The following is a 16,500-nucleotide window of genomic DNA, read 5'->3' on the forward strand; positions in this document are numbered from 1 at the left end:
TGTGATAATCTGGAATACTCTTGCAAAAAAAGTATTGAGTGGAGAAGAGATAACGAATGAAGAAGCTCTTGATATCTTAAACTGTCCTGATGACGATCTGTTATTATTGCTGCACGGGGCTTATCAGATCAGGAAGCATTATTATGGTAATCTCGTAAAACTCAACATGATTATTAATACAAAGTCAGGAGCATGCCCAGAGAACTGCGGATATTGCTCACAATCTATCGTTTCGACTGCACCCATCGAGACGTATCGAATGATGGATAGTAAAGAGATGGTAAAAGGGGCAGAGACCGCGTATAACTTAAACGTTGGAACGTATTGCATCGTTGCCAGTGGGCGAGGACCTACTAACCGTGATGTGGATAAAGTTGTTGAAGCTGTAAAAGAGATCAAAGATACATATGGCTTAAAAGTTTGTGCTTGTCTAGGTATATTAAAGCCAGAGCAAGCAAAGCGTTTAAAAGAAGCGGGTGTCGATCGATATAATCATAATCTGAACACTTCCGCTAGAAATCACGAAAAAATTACAACATCTCATTCATACGATGATAGAGTGAATACGGTCAACATCGTTAAGGAAAGCGGTATCTCTCCTTGTTCAGGAGTTATTGTAGGTATGCGTGAGACGAAACAAGATGTCATAGATATGGCAAGAAGTCTCAATGTACTTGACGCAGATTCTATTCCAGTGAACTTCTTGCATGCGATCGATGGTACACCGTTAGAAGGGACAGATGAGCTAGATCCACGCTACTGTTTGAAAGTACTTGCATTATTTCGTTATATCAATCCGACGAAGGAAATTCGCATTTCAGGTGGGCGTGAGGTGAATTTAAGAAGTCTTCAGCCACTCGGTCTGTATGCAGCGAATTCCATATTCGTGGGTGACTATCTTACAACGAGAGGACAAGAGTCAACCGCAGATCATAAGATGTTAGAAGATATGGGCTTCAAGATTGATCGTACGCCTGTTATGGCACCATAGTTTATTGTAAATGATTGAAAAGCCACTCGAAGCTTTGTACAATAGGGGGTATTCTATTGTACATCGTGGGAGTGGTTTTTTTGGAAAAATGGCAAAAGTGGCTGGAAAAAATAAACTGGGCTGAGATTATGCTAGCGACTGGTTTATGGGCAGTGAAGTTTCTATTGATCATCGTCATGTTCGTGGTGATCCGTTCAATCGGTAGACGTGTGATCAACCGAATGTTTGATAAAGCAGCAACACATAGAAAGATGTCTTCAGGAAGAATTATTACGCTGCAAAAGCTTGTAGTCAACCTGTTTTCATACGTATTGATCTTTGTTTTTGCTGGTATCATTTTTAAGCAGTTCGGACTTGAAATCGGTACTCTTATAGCAGGAGCAGGGGTAGTTGGATTAGCTATAGGCTTTGGAGCGCAAGGACTCGTTAGTGATGTTGTAACAGGTTTCTTCATCCTTCTTGAAAAGCAGATGGAGGTCGGAGACTATGTTACGATTGGCGGGGTCGATGGAATTGTAGAAGAAGTAGGTCTGAGAACGACTCACATACGAGCATTTGATGGCACATTAAACTATATGCCGAACCGTGAGATCAGTACGATTGCGAACCATACTCGAGGGAATATGCGTGCACTTGTTGATATAGGGATTGCTTATGAAGAAAATATAGACAAGGCTCTCGTCATACTACAAGATGCTTGTGACAAAGTGAAAGAAAAGAACCCGAGCATAATGGAAGGGCCAAATGTGTTAGGAGTACAGATGTTAGGTTCATCTGATGTGGTGATACGAATTATTTCTAAGACGATTAATGGGGAACAGTGGGCGGTCGAAAGAGAGTTACGTAAAGCTTTGAAAGAAGCTTTGGATGCGAATGGCATCGAGATTCCATACCCTCATCAAGTAAATGTAGAAAAAGGTGCATAAGAAAAGCCGGGGAAGTGCTTCCCGGCTTTTTCTTTAATTCTTTTCAATATTTTGTTTGGATAGATAATCCGTTACACTCTTCAGTTTTGTTTTATGTGCCATAATGTAAAGAATATCGTGAGCGTGAATCTCTGTTCTTCCTGTTGGTGTGATCAATTCATCGCCGCGAATCATTGCACTTACAGTAGATTCTTTTGGTAAAGAAATTTCCTCAAGTGTCTGTCCGATGATCTTTGCATGTTCGGGTACAAAAAATTCAACGATTTCCGCGTTGGCTTTACCGATAGAAACAAGTTCCAAAACATGTGGAGATGTAGGTTTTTCTTTTTCCGTTAACTTTAATTTCTGAGCTACCCAAGGAATGGTTGACCCTTGTATGAGAGCGGATGTAAGAACTACGAAAAAAACGAGATTAAAGAGCAGTTGGCTGTTCTCAACCCCTTCAATGAGTGGAAATGTAGCAAGAACAATAGGAACTGCGCCACGAAGACCAGACCACGAGATAAATAATTTTTCGTTTATTGAGAAAGCAGAAGTTGGCATACTTAGGAAAACACCTATTGGACGTGCGATAACAATGAGCACGAAAGAGATCATCAAGCCTTTCAGTATGATATCGATATGAAATAGTTCACTCGGAAAAACAAGTAAACCTAGGATCGCAAACATTAAAATTTGCATCATCCAAGCGAAACCCTCGTTAAACCGTACGATTGAGTTTCTGTATGTAAGGTGACTATTCCCCATAAACACAGCTGCAACATATACAGCAAGCAGTCCACTAGCTCCAGCGAGCATCGTAATCCCATAGGTTAAGATAGCAAAAGAAAGAGCGAATACGGGATAGAGTCCACTTGATTCAAGGCGTATACGGTTGATGGCATAAACGGCTAGCTTACCAAAGAAATAGCCAAAAACAGCTCCCATTCCCATCTGCCAAAAGAATGATAGAACAAGTCCTGTAATGGAAGTTGAGTCTTTTGTGAGCAACTCAATAAATGTGATCGTTAAAAATACAGCCATCGGATCATTGGAACCAGATTCTGCTTCAAGCGTTGAAGAAAGCTTCTCTTTCACATTTTTTCCTGCTAAAACGGAGAATACTGCAGCAGCATCCGTAGATCCAACGATCGAACCGAACAGAAATGCTTCTAGCCAATTAACATCCAATAACAACTTAACGGATACAGCGACTACGGCTGTTGTAAGGAATACTCCAAACGTAGCGAGTGACAGTGAAGTGGATAGAATGGGTTTTACACTCGTCCATTTTGTTTGAAGTCCACCTTCAAATAAGATAATAATAAGAGCAATTACGCCGACTAGCTGACTTACGTGTGGATCATCAAAATAAATAAAATTGAGTCCATCACTTCCTAAGAGCATTCCGATTCCAATAAAAAGTACAAGGGCAGGTACACCAAAACGTGAAGAGAACTTTGTAGTAACGACGCCTAGTAAGAGTAGAACGGCAAGTAAGAGTATAAAATAATCTACGTTTAAACCACCTTCAAACATAACACCTCTCCTTTATCTATCTATGTATGATGAGATTGTTTAACATACAATTTTCCAATGAATCTTTTACAGTATCTACGACAATTATTGTCTTGAAACAATTGACAATTTAACCAAAAGCGGGTAATCTTGACGGAAGATAATGGTTATAAAATTACATCACCTTCGTCATTTTTTTACATAAACTATTAATGGAAGTTTTTTCTCCATCATTTCAGGGTAAGTAAAATGTTGAAGAGATTTACAGGAGGGATTGAACGTGTCAGCGGACCATCAAAAAAGAGAAAATTTAATTGCTGATCTATTGTTACATAATATCTATAAGACAGCAGATGGACGTCATTTATACGAGCTTTCTTTGCAGGATCTTGAACAACAATTAAAGAACTTACTTTCCCCGCCTGCAGAGGAAAAAGCAACTTAAGATAGGTTGAGTGATAAATGGTAATATAAAACTGGCTCATGCCAGTTTTATAATTTGTTCCGTCCATTTTAAACTAACATAAATAAAAGAAGACTTCACTCAGGAAGTCTTCTTTCTTTCGCTTTATTTCTCTGGTGAAACATCATCATCCCAAACTTCAGTGTTTTTTAGTCCGATACTGGACGGTCGGAAAACAGGATCTTTTCCTTCTTTCTTTTGTTTCATATAGTCCCCGAGAGCGTCAAAAGCAATTTTTCCAAGCAATGAAATAGCGATTAAGTTGATGATCGCCATAAGTCCCATGAACATGTCTGCTAAACTCCAAACAAAATCAAGAGATGCTATCGCACCGTATCCAACCATTGCGACAACAGCTAATCGGTAGATAAACAACCACGTTTTGTTCGTACTGATAAACTCAATATTAGACTCACCATAATAGTAATTCCCTACTACTGAACTAAAGGCGAACAACATTACGATGATCGCTAGGAATGGGCCTCCCCATGATCCAAGTAAAGTGTTTAAAGCTTCCTGCGTTAAAATAATTCCATCCGCTTCTTTAGAATCATACATGCCTGATAATAGAATAATGAAGGCGGTAGAAGAACAGATCAAAAGGGTGTCTACAAAAACACCTAAAGATTGGATCAATCCTTGCTTAACGGGGTGGCTCACATCTGCTGTAGCAGCTGCGTTCGGTGCACTACCCATACCGGCTTCGTTAGAGAATAGACCACGTTTGATCCCGTTCATCATCGCTGCGCCCAATGCTCCACCAGCTACTTCTTCTACACCAAAAGCACCTTCGAAGATCATGCTGAAAACGGCAGGAAGTTCTGTTAGATTTGTAACCATTACAAACAGAGCAATAAGGATATAAAGCCCAGCCATAATTGGAACGATGATTTCTGATACTTTAGCAATCCGTTTGATTCCACCAAAAATGATAATTGCTGTTACAACGGCTAAGAAAATACTTACATAAACAGGTTTTATATCAAAAGATTGTCCGAATGCACTTGCAATCGTATTCGATTGAACAGAGTTAAAGGCAAGTCCGAACGTGATTGAAATTAAAATGGCAAAAATAACACCCATCCAGCGAGCATTCAATGCTTTTTCCATGTAATAAGCAGGCCCACCGCGGAATGCGACTCCATCACGAACTTTGTAGATTTGAGCTAACGTACTTTCTACGAATGCAGATGCAGAACCGATTAATGCGATCAGCCACATCCAGAATACAGCACCTGGACCACCAGCTGTAATGGCAAGTGCTACCCCCGCCAAATTACCAGTACCTACGCGAGAAGCGGTACTGATACAGAAAGCTTGAAACGAAGAGACGCCTTTCTTATCAGCTTTTGCACCTTCACCCAAAAGCCTGATCATCTCTCCAAACATGCGGAACTGAACAAACTTTGTTCGAACCGTAAAATAAAGTCCTAACCCAATCAACATAACAATCAGAATATACGACCATAAATATGTGTTAACACTTCCTATGAAATTGTTGATCCAATCCATACATACACCTCATTTAATCTTTTGTCTATCTCAGCTGTACACCAATTTTTAATGTAACAAAACCTTACATATTAATCAATTATAATTTTTACCACTTTTGAACTATAGGAAAAAGTGAAACACTGCTGAGTCGTCGAATGTGCTACACATAAATATTCCCTGAAGTATGACTGAACAAACGAAATAAGTGGAAAAAGATTTCAATAACTCCTTATTTTCTCACCAACAAAAGATAACTGAATATACTAGATAAAATTGATTGTAATAATCGGAATTAGAGTAGGTGTTGAGGGTGGATGGCGGAACCCCATTATTTATACAAAAATTTTTTCAATCACCAAAACAAGTCGGGAGTCTTTTTCCGAGCTCTATTAGCTTAGCTAAGAAGATGACATCCCCTCTTTGCTGGGATCATATTGATATCGCTGCTGAATTAGGAGCAGGTACAGGTGTAATCACAAAAGAGATCATTCGCAATTTAAAGACTGGTTCAGAGCTTTATATCTTTGAAAAAGATGAAGAGATGAGAAAAAAACTTAAACTTCATTTTTCAAGCAATACGATTTGTGAAGATGCTCGTTACATCCTAACTAGCATAGGAAAAAAGGAAGAAACTATAGATGCAATTTTCTCAGGGCTCCCTTTTTCAAATTTTACTCGTGACTTGCAAAGAGAGATTGTCGAGGAAGTATATCGGTCTCTTCGACCAGGTGGTGTATTCGTAGCTTTTCAATATTCTACTCAGATGAAGAAAACGTTTCAAGAATTTTTTCGTACTGTCGAAATTGCATTTGTACCGAAAAATTTCCCTCCTGCATTCGTATATACTTGTGAAAAATAGATGAAAACAATAAATGTGATTCGTTTCTATAAGAACGAATCACATTTTTTTTAGCGATATGAGTGATCCATGTGGTCTGAGATCAAATGCTTATGAACCATTGCTTCCATGCAGGTTATTAAGACAGCCACAAGTAATGAACCCCACAATGAGATAGTTACTCCAGGCAATACAAGCCCTAGGAGATAGACGAGTACAAAGCTTGTAGCAAAATCAACTGTTAGTTGTTTGCCGTAGGAGATCCGAGGAACCATGATATACTCCAGCAAAACACCTAGAGGAGCTAGTATGACGGTTATCCATATGAAGTGTTGAACGAACTCGAAATCCACGCTTTTAAATAAAAAGTTGGCTAAAACAAGTGCGAGTGGAATACCTAAAATTTTTATCATCAAACTTTGCATGTATCTTTACTCCTGTTCTAAATGTTTAAGAGAGATATAACCATTTTCTAATTTTCAACCGCACAATCTTAAACAAAAACTTTAATAACAATCCTTATCAGAATGAACGTTGTTGCGTTGTTTTATACCTATTTTAGAAACTTCTGAATGAAAGTGTCATAAAACACCAAGAGAGTGGGTATTACTTCTGTAAGAAAGTTATGAACAAGGAGGCTAAGAGAAGTGGAATATTCACTCTATAAGAAGGACGGAAAGTTTCCATGTGATGTTACCGTTGATTATGACAATATGGTCTTTACAGTGCGTGATAGTGATACAACCGGTGAAGTATTCAACAGTGCGAGTGAAGTTGCTCAATGGATCAAACAGCATTGGTCTGTTGATCAGTTCCAAAGGCCAGATGACTATTATGATTTAATGAAGCACCTCGAGAATTCATTAGAGGATGAAACAGAATAAATACTAACCATCGACCAAGTATCTAGTACTTGGTCTTTCTTCTAGCGCTATATGGAAAAACATGTAATAATGGGTGACACAAGAAATGGGAGATATCATTATGAAAATGAAAGATTTTGAAAATTTGATCACCCAACTATTTGGAATATGGCTTAAGGAGTTTGAAAACGAGGGAGAATATGGTTTTACGCATAAAGTTGAGAAAGAGATCAACGTGATCGCTTATGCTACAAACTTAACGCCAGAGACCGTAGAGAAAGCTCATACTAGCGGAGCAGACCTCTTGATCACACATCATGATGCTTGGGATTTTGTGTATGGAATGAAAGAGGCTTGCTTGGATGAATTAAAGAAGTATGATATCTCACATTATTTTACTCATTATCCACTAGATTTTGTGGAATTTGGCACGAGTACAGCCTTATTCGAACAAATTAAAATCGATGAAATTACGAGCTTTTCCACATTTAAAGATAATCAAGAGTTTCCAGGTATCGGCCTCTATCATGAGCCACGTTCATTTATAGAACTTAAAGAGAGACTTGAACATGTGTTAGGAGAACCGGTAAAAGCATGGGAAAATCATGATCGTCCAATCAACAAAGTAGGAATCCTTACAGGTGCAGGAAATCATACAGCACTTATTCAATATGCAAAGAAACAAGATTGCGATGCATACATTACGGGAGAACAAACATTGTATTCCGTGCAGTATGCAAGATTCGCAGGCATTCACTTGTTTGTGGGAAGTCATACATTTACTGAAATTTTTGGAGTAGAGAATTTGGTGGTCCGAATGAAGGAAATCTATCCTAATGTAAAAATGGTTAAAATACTGGAAGAACATATAGAATCGAATTGAGATAAACCTTCTAATTTTTTAGAGGGTTTTTTCTTTTAAGAAAAGTAAAGATTAATAAAAGCAAAAAAGTGAGCATATCTTTTCTAATGTTACATAACCCTTTGTTATAATGGTATTAAGTAACATCATATAAGGTGGATATTCAGATGGAATATGTTGAAGCTTTAAGAGATATTAAAGAGATCAATGCGATTAAACGTTATTTAAAGAAAAACTCCGTGCGTGATTATGTTCTATTTGTTTTAGGAATCAACACAGGTTTGAAAATTACTGAGTTACTTTGCATGCAAGTAAAAGATTTACTATCGGAAGATTTAATCGTCCATGATTTCTATTCTGTTCCTAATAAAGAGGGAAATAGAGAAGTTTTCTTAAACGAAACAGTGAAGAAGACCATTGCTCAGTATGTTGAATGTGCAGAACTAAAGCGAGAGGATTTTTTATTTCTATCCAAGAAAACGAAGTTGCCGATTACTCGACAGCAAGCATATCGAGTCATTCATCAAGCTGCAGAACATGCAGGGATCAAAGGTAAGATTGGTACGAACTCGCTGCGAAAAACATTCGGCTACCATGCCTATAAAAGGGGAGTAGCCATATCTCTATTACAAAGACATTTCAATCATTCAAGTCCTTCTGAAACACTTAAATATCTAGGGATCTCTAGGGAAGATCCTCTTAAAACACAGATTGACGTTAGATTATAAGGGAAAGCGTGGAGATACATTTATGACAGGAGAAGCGATTACAAATACGCAAGCCATGGAACAAATAAAAAAACAGCACAAAAAGTTAACGAAAAGAAAACTCGCTACAAGGGCCATCCTGATTACTTTTGGAGCCATATTGATGGCAGTCGGGCTTGAAATATTCTTAGTGCCCAACAATGTTATTGATGGTGGGATTGCTGGTATCTCGATCATGCTATCTCACATAACAGGGTTAAAATTAGGACTCTTTCTATTCGCATTGAACTTACCATTTATTTTTGTTGGTTATAAGCAGATCGGAAAAACATTTGCTTTCTCAACATTATATGGAATCATCGTTCTTTCAATCGCGACAACATTATTGCATCCCGTTCCACCATTTACAGACGATTTACTTTTAGCTACTGTTTTTGGAGGTATCTTTATTGGAGTTGGGATCGGAATGGTAATAAGAAGTGGTGGGTCATTAGATGGGACAGAAATCTTAGCTATACTCTCAAATAACAAACTGCCTTTTTCTGTTGGTGAAATTATTATGTTCTTTAATATCTTTATTCTTGGAGCGGCAGGTTTTGTTTTCACTTGGGATAGAGCGATGTACTCTTTGATCGCTTACTTCATTGCTTTTAAAACGATTGACTTAACGATTACAGGACTGGAGGAATCGAAGTCCGCATGGATCATCAGTGATAACCATAAAGAAATCGGGGATGCCATTCTTCATCGCTTAGGACGTGGCGTTACATACCTTAAAGGTGAAGGCGCTTATACCGGTGACGAAAAAGGTGTAGTATTCTGTGTGATCACACGTCTAGAAGAGGCAAAGCTCAAAGACATTGTCGACGAGTTTGATACGAGTGCCTTTTTAGCCATTGCAGATATTGCTGAAGTAAAAGGTGGAAGGTTTAAGAAAAAAGGAATTCACTAAAGTAAAGGAGTGGCTTCTATGTTTCGCAAGTTGAAAATTGTTTTTTCTGCAATCGTCTTATTACTTGCGGTCTATAGCATTACTACAGAAAGTCTTTCTATTACTCCTTTTACTTCTCTAGGACTAGCTTTATTATTACTTGTTATGGGATTTGAAGAACGGCAAAAAAGAAAAAATGGATCCAGCTATCTCTGTTTTTCTGCATTTGCATTCAACTTTTATGTTTTTGTACAATCCATTATTATTTAATAGTAAAAACGCCTCGATTTGTTCGAGGCGTTTTTTTTATTTCACATGTTGGATTGAACTCGTATGCTCAAACAGCCATGTCATTCCTTCTTTTAATGTTGAAGCGACATGATCAGGTTGAATAATAGAAGTTTTATGATTTTGATTCCACGAAGCTTTGCCTGAACCAGTTAGTACTAATATAGCCTTACTTCCTGCAGTTTTGGCAGCTACAATGTCTGTCCATCGGTCACCAAACACGACACACTTTAATAGGTCAAGATTATGATCATTTGCGGCTTTCTTCAGCATGCCGATGGCAGGTTTTCTGCATTCGCAACCTTCTGAATAGTGGTGTGGACACAGATACACATCATCAAACCCAAACGCGCTTAACTCATTGATAAAGTCTGTTTCAGTTGCGGCACCACGACTTATTCCAGGCTGATTCGTAAATGAATAAACAGGAATATTTCTGGATTTAAAGATTTGAATCACGTCTTCTGTATAATGAAAAAGTTTAAAATCCCCTGGATACTCTATCTCGTCTGAACCACCGATCGTGCCGTCACGATCGAAAAAAGCAGCTTGATATGTTTCATTCATCAATAACAGCTCCTAATCAAATTTGATTGTTGCATTCGGACATCTTTCACTTAATTTTTGTAAAAATTCATCTCTATTTTTTGGAGAGATAAGAGCCATCCCAAACTGGTAGGTAATATTAATTCGTTTCAAAGAGAGTGCGGGACTTGATAGGGGATTCAGCGTCTTATGTGCTGATGAGATTTCACGATAGGGAATTTTTTTGTTGATCGGACCACTTCTAATGATCAGTTCCTTTTCTTCTAGAATGTAATAGGTCGTAAACCAAAGCCAGCTGATGAAGCCAATTAAGGCAAGGTTAATGATGACCGTAATCAATATTCCTAGAAGGTTTGCCTTTTCTGTTATTAAGGCATATGTACTGATGTAAGCTCCATAAGCAACAGCGCCCCAGAGGATCAATCCAAGCCACCAATCTTTTTTTGATGAGTATTTCATCGTATAACAACTCCTATAAAGTGAATAATGGATATCGTTAAAAGATAAAGAATCAAAAAGAAGAACAACGTAATAATCGCTGCATTTTTCTTATGGTGAGCGAGTTTTAAAAAATGAATTACTATAAGAAGCATAAGGATATTAAGAAGAAGTTGGAAAGGAGCTCTTGTACCTTCAGGTAGGTAGTTAGTAATTAAAAACGGTAATAGGTTAGGGAACACTATAACGAATAATAAAAAACAGCTTAATAACCTAAACCTAAGGGACAATTACATCCTTTTTATTCCATTATAAAATAAAAAGAAAACGGCATGTTGTTTATTTCTAAGTTTTTCTCATTCAAGAATTTGTTATGGAACTTTTTACATATTCAATCGTATTGCTTAATAGGGTTAAGAAGTAAATGTAAAAAAGGGGATAGTTTATGAACATCTTGTTATTTTCCATCATTGTAGGGCTTGCTGCAGCATTGGTAATCTTTCCGATCTCTAGCAGCAAAAAACCTGTTAAAGAAAAGAAGAAAAACAACCTGACTGGGGCAATGATCGGTACTATCATTTGTACGATTCCTGTTGTATTTGTTTTCTATTATATAACGAATCTTGATCGTAATTTTTCTTCCATATGGATTTTTGCGATTATTGTTACAGCCATTGGTGCGTACTTAGCAACAGGTAAAGAGAGATTAATCAAGATAGTCTTATTTCTTGTCAGCGTGATGATTGGTATCTTTTTTCTTTCTGCTGGACTTTTTAATTCGGGTGAAAAATATCAGTCTTCCAAAATGGCTGAAAAGACAGAGATCGAGTCTTTTGATGAGAAGGAAACACCAGCAAGTGTGCCACCCAAGTTTGCAAGAAATAAAATGAGAAAGTCATTTGGTCAAGTACCAAACACGAGCTTCTATGAATTAGGAAACCTACAGATACAAAAAGTGGATGGTAAATATGTATATATTGCGCCCGTAGAGTTCTCTGGACTTTTTAAGTGGTGGAACGGTGATGTGACACCAGGGTACTTTACATTAAGCGCAACTGATTCTTCAGCAAATCCAAAGTTTATTAAATCTGAGATGAGCTATACACCATCTTCGTATTTTAATAAGAACGTTGAACGTCACATGCGTTCAAGTTTTCCAGAGTACATTTTCTACGGAAATCCACAACTAGAGATCGATGATGATGGAAAACCGTTCTACATTCGCTCCTATGGAGAGTTCATCTCAGCGCGTAACGGCTTTAAAGTAAAAGGTATCGTTGTAACAGATCCGAAGAATGGGGATACAAAAAAATATTTGATCAAGGATATTCCAGCCTTTATTGATGGGGCTGTATCTCCAGAAACAGTCAGCCTTCAAAACAGCTACTTTGGTAACTATGTACATGGTTTTTGGAACAGCAAATTTGGTAAAAAAGATGTAAAACTGCCTTCTGATGAAGGAACGGAAGCGAATGTGAGCCCGATCTTTGATGAGAATGGGAATATGTTTTACTTTACCGACTTCACAAGTCCGAAAGAGGGAGTCGACTCTATGCTCGGTTATTCATTAACAGATGCAAGAACGGGGAAGGCAACCTATTACACTGGTAATCTTGAAGAGTCTTATATGGATTCTGAAGGAGCTTTAGAGATCATAGAAAAGAAATTTATTGAGAAAAAATGGGACGGTGAGATGCCTGTTCTCTATAACTTCTATGGAGAAGCAAGCTGGCTCACTCCTGTACTTGATTCGAATGGATTCTTACAGAACTATTTTATCGTTTCTGCTGCAAATCCAGAGATCTCTGTATACGCTAATACACCGAATGCAGCGATAAAACAATATAAAACAGCATTGCAACGAGGCGGAGGAACAGTGGACGGAACATCAAATGCTGAAGAAAAACAGGTTTCTGGAACCGTTCTTCGTGTATATAAAGAAAAAGTTGGAGATTATACGACCGTATCCTTCTTGTTAGATAACCGTCAGAGCTATATCGTATCATCAGAAAGTAATCCGCTCGCCATCTATTTAAAAGAACAAGATAAGGTTACTGTAACTTATCAAAATACAGGGGAAGCATTCTTACCGGTAATGGAGATGAAAATAGAAGGTTTAGAATAGAAGGTAATAAAAAGGCAGAGCACATCATCGTACTCTGCTTTTTGTTATGGTTGTGGAATGTAACGACGTGCACCAGAGAACTCTACTGCATATGCAGGTGTTGAGATCGGATCCAGTCTTACTGTAGAAGCTGTATTTGGAGAGTGGATCATCATACCGTTTCCTGCGTACATCGCAACATGATGAACGCGTCCTTTTCCTTCATCATAAGCAAAGAACATTAGATCCCCTGGCTGCAGTTGGTCTTTATCCACGATCAGCCCTTCTTTAGACTGTGGTCCAGAGTCTCTTGGAATGGTAATGCCATTTGCTTTATGGATGGTGTGTGTAAAACCAGAACAGTCAAACCCAAATCCTGATGCACCAGCCCATAAATAAGAAAGACCGAGAAATTTCTTAGCTTCTTCTACAAGAGCTTCTCCAGTCGGAACTGGAATATCACTTTCACTTTTGTATACTTTTGCATCTGTCGCATCAAGCCAGCGCACTTTTCCTTCAGGTGTTAATACGGCGATTGTTTTTGATGATTTTTTAATGACTGGTAACTTTGTGTTATAGCTTATTTCAAGATCGTTTTTATATCCGAATGGTCCTTTTGAAAGCCAAGCTGTTGGACTCGTGATCAATGCAAAGTGTTTTCCTTCAGTTTTACTGTAAGTCTTAGAATAAGTTAATTGTGAAAGAGGCATCCATCCCGGATAGCCGAGCTCGTTTCTAGGTGTAGGCTGGCCGTAGACCGCAACTTTTACCCAATCACCTTGTTGATCTAAAATATGGACTTTTTGACCGTATAGGGCTTGTGTTTCAAGTTCCCCAACTAGCCAAAGCTTCTCTTCATACGTCATACTTGTTGTCCAGCTTCGTAAGTCAACTGGGTTTGAAACGGATGGATCATCTACAGGTCTTGCTGCATCTGGTCCAACCCAAAGAGTCGCTGCAGCAACATTTACATACATGTCTATTCCAACAAGGTCTTCGTTTGGTGTTCCTTTTTCAGCTGAAGCTGTGTTTGAAAATATACCAAGTATCACAGCGAGTGAAAATAAAACTTTAAGAAATTTTTGCATCGTGATATTCGCTCCTTTTGTCTATTTTTCTACACCATTCGTGTTATTGATGAAGCATTCCTTTTATTTATCCAAAAGATAAGTCAAAAAGCCCTTTGTACGTTTATGAATTTCTGTAGCCAATGTCCTATAAAAAAGTTGATGCAGGTAAAAAGAAGGGTATAAAAAAACACCTCCATCAAGAGGTGCTTTTTAGGTCTAGCTGATTAAGAAACGATTTGCATCCATAAGTTGATTGCCGTACACAACAAAAGCAGATAGGACTCCTGCTAACAATAGATACATAATCAACACGATCACTTTTGTTTTTGTGTTTGAAACGTAATAGTTCTTTGTTTGTTCAAATTGTTTCTCTGTTTTCGCTTTTTCAGATAACAGGCTTTGTTCATAAGCTTCAAACAAGCTGCTATGGCTAAAGTTCTGAAGCTCTGGCAAAGTTGCGATTTCCTCAGGATCAGCTTCTTGATACATGTTTTGAATATATTCTCTCTGACGTTGATTGCTCTCATATTCATTTAAAAGTGTTTGTAAGAAACGTTCACGATTGTTTAATATTTCAATTTCTACTAATGTACGATGCTTACGAATCTTCTTCTTGTCCTGTAGGACAGGAAATGAAGAACCAGAAGGCATATTTCGTTTTAGCCTATCTTTGGCAACTCGCACATCTTCTAAGTAAGTTTCGATGATATAACCAAAGTTCGGCATGTCTTTGTACTCATTCATCTCTTGATTGATCACAGTAAGTTTCTCTTGTTCGGATTGAAACAAAGTAAGCGTCTCTTTTAACTTGTTTTGTTCGAAGTCTTCACGAACTCGTTTCCACCAAGTTAAGATACCGAAAATGAAGATTAAGAAAATGATTGGATCTGGTGATATGAACAAATAAGGCAGAACAAGTAATAAGCCAATGAACCAGATCTTAGTAGATAGAACCCCAACGATTCTTCCGCCATCGAGTGGTGAGACAGGGAACAAGTTAAATAAGTTGATCAGTGCCCCTAAAAAGATGACCAAGCCCCAGAATGGTTCATCAGTCGCTTCATACAGAAACACAGCTGGTAAGAAAGATAATAACCCGAACAATGGTCCTGCATACGCGATATACGCTTCGTCTTTAGCATTTTTAGGCATCTCTTTCATACCGATCGCTGCACCCATAAAGGGGATGAAAATCGCTGGCGATGTTTTGATACCTTTTTGTTTAGCTGCGACTAAATGGCCCATCTCATGCACAAAAATAAGATAAACGATGGCTACTGCGAATTTCCAGCCATAAAACGCCGCATATGCACCAAGTGATATGAACATGGAGATGAGTGTTGCAAATTTCCCTAATTTAAGCAGGCCGAACACCCACTTTAATTTACTTAACAGAAACAAACCTATTCCCGCTATGATGGTCCATATACGGGATTGGTTTTGTTTTTCAGCTTTTTGAGCCATGTACGAATCCCCCAACTATAGTTTCTTATTTCTATCTTATAGGAAATACGTTGAAAGGGGAAAGAAGTTTCTCTTTTAGATAAATCCTTTATAGGCGGTTTTTTGATAGAAAAATAGGGGTATACGACATTTAAGTACCCCTCTATTGATAGGAAAGTGTTGCGAATGCTGTTATAGATAAGAAGGAGTGATGAGTTTGGCTTTACATGACCATCCATACATTAATGATGCATTTGTTATGAACAAAGCAGAAGTGGTAAAAGCAGTTGAAACATATTTATTACGCGAAGGTTATGAAACGGAAACTTGCCATGAGATAGATGGTGTAGATTTGACAGCAACGAATGAATATCATACACTTCTCATCGCAGCTGAAGGAAATATGTCTGAACTAACTGGCTATCAAAACCAGAATGAATTTTGCCTTAAATTTGTAAATCTACTAAAAAGTCATGAAAAAAATCCTGCTAAAACCTTAGTACTTGCTCATCCTGACACTCCAAGTTATCGTGAAAAAGCGAATACGATCAAGCATGCGTTGGAGGATTTAGGTATGGTAAGATTTTGGATTAAAGAAGATGGAACGATAGAGTGGGAATAATAATAGCTTAAAAAAAGGCACCGGAAAAGATTCCGGTGCTATTTTACTTTTTCAATCGTATCATGGCTTGCTTCATACAATTCTGGCAAAACTTCCATCTCTTCAATTTCCCGCTTTGTTTTTTCAGTTCCTAATAAGTAGAGATATCTAAATAACTCGTATACAAGCTTGCTGTCTTTTCCTCGATGGTATTCAGCATGTGATTCGGAAAAGTGTCTTTTTGGTGAGAAAATATCCAAGCCTTCTTGTTTATTGTTCGCATGCATTTCAGCAAAAAGATGTTCTAGCTGTTGCTTCTCATCATAAGAAGCTAGAATCTCAAAATAATGAACATGGTCGTCAGTAGGAAGGGGCTGTAAATCACCTTTCGCCGTTACATAAAACGTTCCTTTTTGTTCCATACCTGATTACCTCCTT

General features: G+C 38.0%; 18 protein-coding genes and 1 pseudogene. 11 read left to right on the top strand and 8 right to left on the bottom strand.

The window, feature by feature from the left end; translation table 11 throughout:
• Position 1 precedes the first annotated feature (1 nt).
• Both bioB and ACOZ9X_RS14680 read left to right on the top strand, forming a co-directional pair.
• Complete coding sequence (gene bioB, locus ACOZ9X_RS14675) at positions 2-991, top strand: biotin synthase BioB (RefSeq protein ID WP_423418826.1); 990 nt, start codon at positions 2-4, stop codon at positions 989-991.
• An 80-nt stretch (positions 992-1,071) separates the two neighbouring features.
• On the top strand, positions 1,072-1,917 hold the full coding sequence (locus ACOZ9X_RS14680) for a mechanosensitive ion channel family protein (RefSeq protein WP_423418827.1): 846 nt from the start codon (positions 1,072-1,074) through the stop codon (positions 1,915-1,917).
• Between the two features lie 33 nt (positions 1,918-1,950).
• Here the strand turns inward: ACOZ9X_RS14680 and ACOZ9X_RS14685 are convergent, their stop codons facing one another.
• Positions 1,951-3,435, bottom strand: a complete 1,485-nt coding sequence (locus ACOZ9X_RS14685; RefSeq protein WP_423418828.1) for a potassium/proton antiporter — start codon at positions 3,433-3,435, stop codon at positions 1,951-1,953.
• Positions 3,436-3,694: 259 nt separating this feature from the next.
• On the opposite strand from ACOZ9X_RS14685, the gene ACOZ9X_RS14690 reads away from it, so the two are divergent.
• Positions 3,695-3,859: a Fur-regulated basic protein FbpA gene (locus tag ACOZ9X_RS14690; RefSeq protein WP_260858642.1), complete on the top strand. Its 165-nt coding sequence runs from the start codon at positions 3,695-3,697 to the stop codon at positions 3,857-3,859.
• Positions 3,860-3,982: 123 nt separating this feature from the next.
• Here the strand turns inward: ACOZ9X_RS14690 and ACOZ9X_RS14695 are convergent, their stop codons facing one another.
• A complete protein-coding gene (locus tag ACOZ9X_RS14695) occupies positions 3,983-5,389 on the bottom strand; it encodes an alanine/glycine:cation symporter family protein (protein ID WP_423418829.1) in 1,407 nt (468 codons plus the stop codon).
• A gap of 292 nt (positions 5,390-5,681) precedes the next feature.
• Here ACOZ9X_RS14695 and ACOZ9X_RS14700 point away from each other — a divergent pair, with 292 nt between their 5' ends.
• Entirely contained in the window at positions 5,682-6,230 is a 549-nt protein-coding gene (locus ACOZ9X_RS14700) for a class I SAM-dependent methyltransferase (RefSeq protein ID WP_423418830.1), read from the top strand.
• Positions 6,231-6,280: 50 nt separating this feature from the next.
• Here ACOZ9X_RS14700 and ACOZ9X_RS14705 read toward each other — a convergent pair whose 3' ends face one another.
• A complete protein-coding gene (locus tag ACOZ9X_RS14705) occupies positions 6,281-6,634 on the bottom strand; it encodes a DUF2512 family protein (protein ID WP_423418831.1) in 354 nt (117 codons plus the stop codon).
• A gap of 222 nt (positions 6,635-6,856) precedes the next feature.
• Here ACOZ9X_RS14705 and ACOZ9X_RS14710 point away from each other — a divergent pair, with 222 nt between their 5' ends.
• The 5 genes from ACOZ9X_RS14710 to ACOZ9X_RS14730 all read left to right on the top strand — a co-directional run bounded on the left by ACOZ9X_RS14710 (position 6,857) and on the right by ACOZ9X_RS14730 (position 9,842).
• Positions 6,857-7,093 (top strand): hypothetical protein, encoded by a 237-nt coding sequence (locus tag ACOZ9X_RS14710; RefSeq protein ID WP_137790051.1) that lies wholly within the window; start codon positions 6,857-6,859, stop codon positions 7,091-7,093.
• A gap of 100 nt (positions 7,094-7,193) precedes the next feature.
• The gene (locus ACOZ9X_RS14715; protein ID WP_423418832.1) at positions 7,194-7,955 is read left to right on the top strand and encodes a Nif3-like dinuclear metal center hexameric protein; all 762 of its coding nucleotides are present in this window, start codon (positions 7,194-7,196) and stop codon (positions 7,953-7,955) included.
• 146 nt (positions 7,956-8,101) lie between these two features.
• Positions 8,102-8,662 (top strand): tyrosine-type recombinase/integrase, encoded by a 561-nt coding sequence (locus ACOZ9X_RS14720; protein WP_423418833.1) that lies wholly within the window; start codon positions 8,102-8,104, stop codon positions 8,660-8,662.
• 22 nt (positions 8,663-8,684) lie between these two features.
• Positions 8,685-9,593, top strand: coding sequence for a YitT family protein (locus tag ACOZ9X_RS14725; RefSeq protein ID WP_423418834.1), 909 nt, complete (start codon positions 8,685-8,687; stop codon positions 9,591-9,593).
• A gap of 18 nt (positions 9,594-9,611) precedes the next feature.
• The gene (locus tag ACOZ9X_RS14730) at positions 9,612-9,842 is read left to right on the top strand and encodes a DUF3953 domain-containing protein (protein ID WP_423418835.1); all 231 of its coding nucleotides are present in this window, start codon (positions 9,612-9,614) and stop codon (positions 9,840-9,842) included.
• A gap of 36 nt (positions 9,843-9,878) precedes the next feature.
• On the opposite strand, the gene ACOZ9X_RS14735 is transcribed toward ACOZ9X_RS14730, so the two are convergent.
• Together ACOZ9X_RS14735 and ACOZ9X_RS14740 are read right to left on the bottom strand one after the other, a co-directional pair.
• Positions 9,879-10,427 carry an HAD-IIIA family hydrolase gene (locus ACOZ9X_RS14735; protein WP_423418836.1) on the bottom strand — a complete coding sequence of 183 codons (549 nt, stop codon included), beginning with the start codon at positions 10,425-10,427 and terminating at the stop codon, positions 9,879-9,881.
• A 12-nt stretch (positions 10,428-10,439) separates the two neighbouring features.
• Positions 10,440-10,865, bottom strand: coding sequence for a PH domain-containing protein (locus tag ACOZ9X_RS14740; RefSeq protein WP_423418837.1), 426 nt, complete (start codon positions 10,863-10,865; stop codon positions 10,440-10,442).
• Between the two features lie 424 nt (positions 10,866-11,289).
• Here ACOZ9X_RS14740 and ACOZ9X_RS14745 point away from each other — a divergent pair, with 424 nt between their 5' ends.
• Positions 11,290-12,969: a hypothetical protein gene (locus ACOZ9X_RS14745; RefSeq protein ID WP_423418838.1), complete on the top strand. Its 1,680-nt coding sequence runs from the start codon at positions 11,290-11,292 to the stop codon at positions 12,967-12,969.
• A 44-nt stretch (positions 12,970-13,013) separates the two neighbouring features.
• Here the strand turns inward: ACOZ9X_RS14745 and ACOZ9X_RS14750 are convergent, their stop codons facing one another.
• On the bottom strand, positions 13,014-14,036 hold the full coding sequence (locus ACOZ9X_RS14750) for an NlpC/P60 family protein (protein ID WP_423418839.1): 1,023 nt from the start codon (positions 14,034-14,036) through the stop codon (positions 13,014-13,016).
• 884 nt (positions 14,037-14,920) lie between these two features.
• Positions 14,921-15,482: pseudogene (locus ACOZ9X_RS14755) on the bottom strand (site-2 protease family protein); the annotation flags it as partial.
• Positions 15,483-15,678: 196 nt separating this feature from the next.
• On the opposite strand from ACOZ9X_RS14755, the gene ACOZ9X_RS14760 reads away from it, so the two are divergent.
• Positions 15,679-16,083, top strand: coding sequence for a hypothetical protein (locus ACOZ9X_RS14760; RefSeq protein WP_423418840.1), 405 nt, complete (start codon positions 15,679-15,681; stop codon positions 16,081-16,083).
• A 38-nt stretch (positions 16,084-16,121) separates the two neighbouring features.
• On the opposite strand, the gene ACOZ9X_RS14765 is transcribed toward ACOZ9X_RS14760, so the two are convergent.
• Positions 16,122-16,484: a hypothetical protein gene (locus tag ACOZ9X_RS14765; RefSeq protein WP_423418841.1), complete on the bottom strand. Its 363-nt coding sequence runs from the start codon at positions 16,482-16,484 to the stop codon at positions 16,122-16,124.
• Positions 16,485-16,500 lie beyond the last annotated feature (16 nt).

The organism is Fictibacillus nanhaiensis (assembly GCF_049537595.1).
Taxonomy (GTDB): Bacteria; Bacillota; Bacilli; order Bacillales; family Fictibacillaceae; genus Fictibacillus; species Fictibacillus nanhaiensis_F.

Excerpts from the sequence above, each read along its gene's own strand:
- ACOZ9X_RS14765 (WP_423418841.1), bottom strand. The coding sequence starts at position 16,484 with ATGGAACAAAAAGGAACGTTTTATGTAACGGCGAAAGGTGATTTACAG.
- ACOZ9X_RS14685 (WP_423418828.1), bottom strand. The coding sequence starts at position 3,435 with ATGTTTGAAGGTGGTTTAAACGTAGATTATTTTATACTCTTACTTGCC.
- ACOZ9X_RS14745 (WP_423418838.1), top strand. The coding sequence starts at position 11,290 with ATGAACATCTTGTTATTTTCCATCATTGTAGGGCTTGCTGCAGCATTG.
- ACOZ9X_RS14695 (WP_423418829.1), bottom strand. The coding sequence starts at position 5,389 with ATGGATTGGATCAACAATTTCATAGGAAGTGTTAACACATATTTATGG.
- ACOZ9X_RS14725 (WP_423418834.1), top strand. The coding sequence starts at position 8,685 with ATGACAGGAGAAGCGATTACAAATACGCAAGCCATGGAACAAATAAAA.
- ACOZ9X_RS14715 (WP_423418832.1), top strand. The coding sequence starts at position 7,194 with ATGAAAATGAAAGATTTTGAAAATTTGATCACCCAACTATTTGGAATA.
- ACOZ9X_RS14720 (WP_423418833.1), top strand. The coding sequence starts at position 8,102 with ATGGAATATGTTGAAGCTTTAAGAGATATTAAAGAGATCAATGCGATT.
- ACOZ9X_RS14750 (WP_423418839.1), bottom strand. The coding sequence starts at position 14,036 with ATGCAAAAATTTCTTAAAGTTTTATTTTCACTCGCTGTGATACTTGGT.
- ACOZ9X_RS14730 (WP_423418835.1), top strand. The coding sequence starts at position 9,612 with ATGTTTCGCAAGTTGAAAATTGTTTTTTCTGCAATCGTCTTATTACTT.
- ACOZ9X_RS14735 (WP_423418836.1), bottom strand. The coding sequence starts at position 10,427 with ATGAATGAAACATATCAAGCTGCTTTTTTCGATCGTGACGGCACGATC.
- ACOZ9X_RS14740 (WP_423418837.1), bottom strand. The coding sequence starts at position 10,865 with ATGAAATACTCATCAAAAAAAGATTGGTGGCTTGGATTGATCCTCTGG.
- ACOZ9X_RS14705 (WP_423418831.1), bottom strand. The coding sequence starts at position 6,634 with ATGCAAAGTTTGATGATAAAAATTTTAGGTATTCCACTCGCACTTGTT.